1 protein-coding gene is annotated in these 784 nt (G+C 72.7%); it reads left to right on the top strand.

Features of this window, described 5'->3' with window-relative positions:
• Positions 1-147 precede the first annotated feature (147 nt).
• On the top strand, positions 148-784 hold a 637-nt coding region (locus AC27IQ_RS26115), incomplete at its 3' end, for a biotin-independent malonate decarboxylase subunit gamma (RefSeq protein WP_487091379.1).

The raw sequence follows: 784 nt of genomic DNA, 5'->3' as shown, positions 1-784 counted from the left end.
CCGGACGATGCCCCCGCCGACGACGCCACCGCGCTGTGGCAGGCCCTGGGCGTGGCCGATGCCGCCCGGGTGCCCGAGCTGGACGTGGCGGCGGTGCAGGGCCTGCGCCCGGCCTGAACCCGCAGCAACGAACGAGAAGGAACCGACATGCAATGGAACACCCTGGCCGAAAGGCTCTTCGGCGCGCAGCACGGCATCGTGGCCGATGGCGACCTGCTCTTGGGCACACCCACCTTCGACGGCCAGCCCCTGGCCGTGATCGGCACCACAAACCATGCGCCCATCGGCGTGCGGCTGGCGCTGGCCCAGGCCCGCGCGGTGCTGGACACCGTGGCGCAGCACCCCGGCCGCGCCATCCTGCTGCTCATCGACACGCAGGGCCAGCAATTGCGCCGGCGCGACGAACTGCTGGGCATCAACCGCGCAATGGCGCACCTGGGAATGGCCATCGACCTCGCGCGCCGGCACGGCCACCGCGTGGTTGGGCTGGTCTACGACCAGGCGCTCTCGGGCGGCTTCATCACCTCGGGCCTGATCGCCGACGCCTGCTACGCACTGCCCGAGGCCGAGATCCGCGTGATGCGCATTCCCGCCATGGCGCGCGTGACCAAGCTGCCCGAGGCCCGGCTCACCGAGCTGTCGCAGTCCAACCCCGTGTTCGCCCCCGGCGTGGACAACTACGTGGCCATGGGCGGCGTGCGCGCGCTGTGGGAAGGCGACCTGGCCGCCGCGCTGCGCGAGGCCCTGGCCCACACGCCCACCGACGACGTGCGGGCCCGGGACT

The sequence above is a fragment of the Acidovorax sp. KPB24-07 genome, from assembly GCF_057543315.1.
This window is presented reverse-complemented; position numbering and strand designations above follow the sequence as displayed.